This window comes from Paraclostridium sp. MRS3W1 (genome assembly GCF_032465715.1).
GTDB lineage: Bacteria > Bacillota > Clostridia > Peptostreptococcales > Peptostreptococcaceae > Paraclostridium > Paraclostridium dentum.
In genome coordinates this window covers 1-6,284 of the sequence record NZ_JAWDJM010000041.1, presented here as the reverse complement: position 1 = coordinate 6,284, position 6,284 = coordinate 1, and the positions used below count along the sequence as shown (strand labels likewise).

Below are 6,284 nucleotides of genomic sequence, written 5' to 3'. Positions count from 1 at the left end.
GTATTAAACAACTTGTATATTAATTGATTTTAGATTATGTAGAGATTAACATAGTTTAAAATAAATATTATAACCTTAGAAATATGATAAAATATTATTCACATAGTTTTTATATAGAGTACGAAAGGAAAATAAAAAATGATATACATAAGTGCTTTTGAATTTGTTAATGAAGATACTGAATATAAATTTATATTAGACGAAAAAAGAACTTGCTATGACTCTTTTTATCCATTTAAAATATTATCTAAAAATCAATTTGAGAGAATTGACTTTGAACCAATTACTATATTATATGGGGGTAATGGATCTGGAAAGTCAACAGCATTAAATGTAATTGCAGAAAAAGTAAATTTATATAGAGATTCTATTTACAATAAAACTAATTTTTTTACGGACTATGTAAATATGTGCTACATGGAAATTTCAAATGAAATACCTAAAAATAGCAAGATTATAACTAGTGATGATGTATTTGATTATATGTTAAACATCAGAAACATAAATGAACGTATTGATGAAAAGAGATCTGAGTTATTTGAAGAATATATAGATACTAAATTTTCAAGTTTTAGGATGACATCTTTAGATGATTATGATGAAATGAAAAGAATAAGTAGGGCTAAGAAAAAAACTCAATCTAAATTTATAAGAGATAACTTAAGAGATAACATTAGAGAATATTCAAACGGAGAAAGTGCATTTAAATATTTTCTAGAAAAGATAGGAGAAAATGGTCTGTACATACTGGATGAGCCTGAAAATAGTCTTTCTCCGCAAAGACAAATAGAATTGTCTAAATTTATAGAAGATGCATCAAGATTTTTTGGATGCCAATTTATAATATCAACCCACTCTCCATTTATGCTAGCTATGAAAGGTGCTAAAATCTATGACCTTGATGAAGATCCAGTAAGAGTTAAAAAATGGACTGAATTAGAAAATGTACGTAACTATTATGATTTTTTTAAAGAACATGAAAAAGAATTTTAGCATGTAAGCTACAAAAATATTAGTACGAGACTCTAACTTAGAAGGGATATATGTACTATAATAATTAATAGGCATTATTAAGTTAATGCATAAATAGCATAAATAGGAGGCAAGTTGTAAATGACAGTAAATTCTATAGAAACAGAAATACTAGAAGTTAAAGATTTGAACTCGAATTACGAAAATGTTAAAAAAGGAGCAGAGTACCTAAAAAAAGGTGAAGTTGTTGCAATTCCTACAGAAACAGTTTATGGATTAGCGGCAGATGCTTTTAATGAAAATGCAATTAAAAAGGTATTTCAAGTAAAAGGTAGACCACAAGATAATCCATTATTAGTACATATATATAAATTAGAACAAGTTTATGATATATGCAAAGATATACCACAAGAAGCGAAAAAAGTATTTGATGCTTTTTGGCCAGGTTCAGTAACATTAATTTTCAATAAAAAAGAGTGTATTTCAGATATAGTTACGGCAGGTATGGATACTGTGGCAGTTAGGTTTCCTAAAAGCGAAATAGCTAGAGCTGTAATTAAAGAAAGCGGAACTTTATTAGTTGCTCCATCTGCAAATTTATCAGGCAAGCCCTCAACTACAAGTGCAAAACATTGCATTAATGATTTAAGTGGAAAAATTCCTTGTATTTTAGATGGAGGGTCATGTTCAATTGGTTTAGAATCAACAATCATAGACATGTCAACTCCAGATCCTGTACTGTTAAGACCTGGAGCTATAAGTGTAGATGAGATATGTGATATAATTCCTAACCTTATATATAAAAAGGATCTATTAAGTGTTGAAGATAGTGAAGTACCAAAAGCTCCAGGAATGAAGTATAGGCATTATGCACCAGATGTACCTGTAACATTGGTTGAAGGAGAGTATGTAAATACTTCTAAGTGGATTAAGGAAAATGCAAATAAGAATGAGGCTATACTTTGTTTTGAAGAGTTTTTAGACGAATTCAGCAACTATAATTACATATATAGTTTAGGAAGTTTTAATACATTAAATACTGCAGCACAAAAAATATTTGACTTACTTAGAGAATGTGACAAGTTGGATATTGACCATATTTACATACAAGCGCCTATTAATCATGGATTAGGAAATTCTATAATCAATAGATTAGAAAAAGCTAGTGCAGGAAACATTATTCATATATAAATAACAAGATATGTATTTATAATTGTAGAAAAAGTTTATATAAATTTAATTGACAAAAAAATAACTATTTATTCGGATTAATATTTATTATAATATGAACTTTTTTAGTATGTAGAAGTGAATCTTGAAAAATTTCAAATAAATTGATTTAAAATTAAGTTAAAAACTAGTTTTAACTAAGTTAATTTATAAAGTTAATAAATATAAAAATTAGTTTTTTTTAATAAAAATATATAGTTAAATTAGAAAATGTAGTAAAATCAAGGTATATAGCTAAACCTGTCTATTAATAAATTTGTAAGCATTTTGCTTACAATAAATAATATAAAAAAGAACTCATATAAAAGTGAGTTCTTTTTTTGTAAGTAATATATGACATTAAAATACATTTATATAAATAATATTTTATATAATGAAATCTAATATACTTTAACAAGAATCAAAACTATAATGAAATTAAAATACTTTATAAGTAGGGGGATGATGATGTATAAAAAATTACTAATAGGCTTTTTTATATTGTTACTGATGTTGATTTTAGCTTACACACAAATTAATAAAGAAAGTAGTGATAAAAAAGTTGAAGTTAGAGGTGTAACGTTAAAAATTTCTTTGGTTACAGTAGCTTATGACGTTTATAGATCAAACTTTAAAAATGTTGATGAATTTAATGAAGATCTATACAAAAATTGTGGAGAGTATGGGGTAGATTATTATAAATGGTTAAAAGAAACATATTCAACTATGGATACTGAGATGAAACGCAGATTAATTAGAATATATGATAATTATGGTGATTGGAAATACGTATCAGAAACAATATATTTAGATGATAACGCTAGCGTTGAAGAAGTAGTAGAAAAAATTAATAATCAATCTAAGTTAGAATTAAGTCAAATGAGAAAGGAAGATATAGATATATTCTATAATTATTTTTATAAAGAGTACTTAAAGGAATTTATAGAAAGTAATAATTCCAAAATAGAATTAAATAGAAAAAAAGTTAACAGATACCTTGAAAAAGAAAATATAGATATATTTAAATTTATGGAAGATGAAAGTGGAATAAAATTTAATAAGGATTATACTGCACTATTTTATTATGATTTGAGACCAATAGGAGCAATGGGATTTGAAAATGGAAATTATAAGATATCGACTATTCAACCATCAAGAGACAAAGGGAATTTATTTGGAGCACCATTCCATGAATATTCACATGAGATATTTAGAAACTTTACTAGAAGTAAGGAGTTTATCAAAATTTCGAATGAATTAAAGAAAGATAAAGCTTTATTGGATAGTTATAATAACCTTGGAAAAGACGCTTATGATTGGGCAGGATGGTGTGAAGAAAACTTAGTTGAAGGTTTTGCAAAATACCTAGAGCATAAGTATTATAACCGTAAAAAAACAAATACGACTTATGCATATGATATGAAATTTTATAATTATTTAATAGATAATAAATTTAATCCAAAAGATACTGATTTAAAAGATGTTAGTATCAAGTTTTATGAAGATGCTTTAAGCAATAATTCAAATTAAAAATTTATATTAATTTTGTTATTAATCAAATATTATACAGTTTAAATTTGAATTTAAAAAAGTGAAATTATATATAAAAATTAGTTATAAGTTAGTTTTAACTATGTTATAATTAAGAATTTACATAAATAAGCTTAGAATTAAGTGAAAATAAGGGTTACAGATAATAATAAATATGTAAGTGACATGCTTACAATTAATAATAAAAAAGAGGACTCTTAAAAATGAGCTCTCTTTTTATTAAGTACACAACATATCCGGTAAATGACTCCAAAGGTTCAAACTCACCAATAACATATGCATCAATTTCTTCACCATCACTAGATAATGTATTAGGTAATTTCTCCATAAACATCTCCTTATTAATAAATATACTTAATTTTAATTATCCTTTAAATCTAGTTTTAAGGGATAATTAAAGTGATAATCTAATCATTGTCTAATCTTATTATATTCATTTTATATTTCAATTTTACTTTATATTTTATTTATATTAAAATAAAAACATAAATAAAACACCCCCAATAGTTGAATTAAATTTTGTATACTTTAAAGATTCATATTTATTAGGGGATTTTATTTACCCCCCAAAACCAAAACTAAATATTTTGCGATAACAGAAAAAAAGACTTATAAGTTAATACTTAAAGTCTTTTTTTTCTGTGCATAGATTTATAATAACATTACAGTTTAAAACTTTTATAAAAACCAATGTAAGACTCTAATATATAGTTTAAAAACTCTTGTTGATTTATACCTTTACTAGATAATTCACTAGCTATGGATTCGAATTCATTAAGGATAGTTTGGTCAATTCTTAAACTTTTAACTTTATAATTTCTTTTTTCTTGCTTAAACTTATAAATATCGTTTACTATATCTTCTAAACTAGATACTTCATTGTTAGGAGATTTATTTTTATTGCTCTCTATAAATTCTTTTAGTATATCTATATTTTTAAGTAAGTAACCAAGGTTGTCTGAGTCAGATGAATTTAAAATAAGTCCATTATGATTAGCAGTGCTAGTTGAGATATTTTGATTTAAACTATTAAGATCATTGTTTGAAAAGTTAGGTTTGCCAATTTCTGATGTCATTTTATTTTCGTATGTAAGCGGATTGCTTACTGTAAGCTTACTGTAAGATCGTCCGGTATCAATTTTATTATTTAAGACGTACTGGTTAATCTCTTTATTAAATATATAACCTTGTTTTAGAGCTCTTCCAGCAACTGTACTCCTTGCTATTCCAATGTTTTTGCATAATATAGTTAGTGAGATTCCTTCGGTCAGGTTTGTATTCAAATAATCTATTTGCTTGTCTATACCCAATTTGTTAAATTCGTCTTTAGTCAAACTAATTCCCCCCCTAATAAAAAATACATAAATCTTACAATGAGCTTACAAGCATATTTTTAGAGATTACTTGTTGTAAGTACTTAAAAATATGCCTGTAAGATATATGTAATATAACTATAATATAATTGTAAGCGATATATAAGAATAAAGCTTACAAAAGTTTATAAAAATGTTCGACAATAAAAAACATATCTAACTGCTTTTTGAATTAACCTTATTCCACATATAACGACTGATTATAGGTGGAACTTGGAGGTTAATTCTATTTTTTTCTATTTTACCATCATACTTATATACTCCTGTGTAAATAGGATTTGAAAGAATATAAGCTATCCTTTGTTTTGTAAAATTATATTTACGACCAATTCTTTCGTATGAAACCCCTTTACTTCTAAGCTTAAATATATCTTTTACTATTATTGCCTCATCCTCTTTAATCAGTAACATATCATTCTCAACTAATTTGTATCCAAGAGGTATTCTGCCGCCAGGGAATAGATTTTTCTTTCCTTTAGCAACTCTACCAGAATGAGTTCTTTCTGAAATTAGTTTTCGCTCAAATTCAGAGAAACTACCAATCATTTGTAGAAATAGCAATCCTTGAGCTGTATTAGTGTTAAATTGTTCTGTGAGTGATATAAATCCTATTCCTATTTCTTGAAGGTAGTCAACCATGATCATTAAGTTTTTAAGACTTCTATGAATTCTATCTGCTTTGTAGACTATAATTGTATCTACTCCATTTTCTTTATTTGATACAAATTCAATCATTTTATTATATGACGGTCTGTCTGAGTCTTTTGCCGACCAACCTTCATCAACATAAGTGTTTACTAATTCTATGTTATTTAATTTACAATAAAGCTCTATCTTTTCACGTTGCATTTCTATAGATGTGTTGTCAATTTGTGATGCGGTAGATATCCTAAGATATCCTACTACTTTTTTCATAGTTTAACTATTAATTTCCTAAAATTATTGATTTTTAATCGACCTCTTAAATTCCATTCTAAGGCCTTTAAAAAAAGCTTTGGATGTTTTATATCGCACAAATTTTGACGGTTTCTATATGAATAATTGCTATTAAAAGATGCTCTTTTTAAAGATAGATAATTTTTAAAATCAAATAATTTGAAAATGCATATGTTTTTATATTTTAGTAAAAATAATTCATCCCCTACAAGCATGATATTTTCTATTCTATATGAATAATAT

Annotated in this window: 7 protein-coding genes; 3 read left to right on the top strand and 4 right to left on the bottom strand. The window is 25.7% G+C overall.

Annotation, left to right across the window (positions count from 1 at the left end; all coding sequences use genetic code 11):
• Positions 1 to 138 precede the first annotated feature (138 nt).
• The 3 genes from RWY47_RS03600 to RWY47_RS03590 all read left to right on the top strand — a co-directional run bounded on the left by RWY47_RS03600 (position 139) and on the right by RWY47_RS03590 (position 3,711).
• Positions 139 to 993: an AAA family ATPase gene (locus tag RWY47_RS03600; protein WP_224170790.1), complete on the top strand. Its 855-nt coding sequence runs from the start codon at positions 139 to 141 to the stop codon at positions 991 to 993.
• A 120-nt stretch (positions 994 to 1,113) separates the two neighbouring features.
• Entirely contained in the window at positions 1,114 to 2,163 is a 1,050-nt protein-coding gene (locus RWY47_RS03595) for an L-threonylcarbamoyladenylate synthase (RefSeq protein ID WP_168932487.1), read from the top strand.
• A gap of 486 nt (positions 2,164 to 2,649) precedes the next feature.
• Positions 2,650 to 3,711 (top strand): hypothetical protein, encoded by a 1,062-nt coding sequence (locus RWY47_RS03590; protein ID WP_224170789.1) that lies wholly within the window; start codon positions 2,650 to 2,652, stop codon positions 3,709 to 3,711.
• A gap of 196 nt (positions 3,712 to 3,907) precedes the next feature.
• On the opposite strand, the gene RWY47_RS03585 is transcribed toward RWY47_RS03590, so the two are convergent.
• The 4 genes from RWY47_RS03585 to RWY47_RS03570 all read right to left on the bottom strand — a co-directional run.
• The gene (locus RWY47_RS03585) at positions 3,908 to 4,060 is read right to left on the bottom strand and encodes a hypothetical protein (RefSeq protein ID WP_206622230.1); all 153 of its coding nucleotides are present in this window, start codon (positions 4,058 to 4,060) and stop codon (positions 3,908 to 3,910) included.
• 334 nt (positions 4,061 to 4,394) lie between these two features.
• The gene (locus RWY47_RS03580; protein ID WP_150842074.1) at positions 4,395 to 5,066 is read right to left on the bottom strand and encodes a hypothetical protein; all 672 of its coding nucleotides are present in this window, start codon (positions 5,064 to 5,066) and stop codon (positions 4,395 to 4,397) included.
• 195 nt (positions 5,067 to 5,261) lie between these two features.
• Positions 5,262 to 6,020: a recombinase family protein gene (locus RWY47_RS03575; RefSeq protein ID WP_148551678.1), complete on the bottom strand. Its 759-nt coding sequence runs from the start codon at positions 6,018 to 6,020 to the stop codon at positions 5,262 to 5,264.
• On the bottom strand, positions 6,017 to 6,284 hold a 268-nt coding region (locus tag RWY47_RS03570), incomplete at its 5' end, for a hypothetical protein (RefSeq protein ID WP_316030237.1). The genes RWY47_RS03575 and RWY47_RS03570, both read right to left, overlap by 4 nt.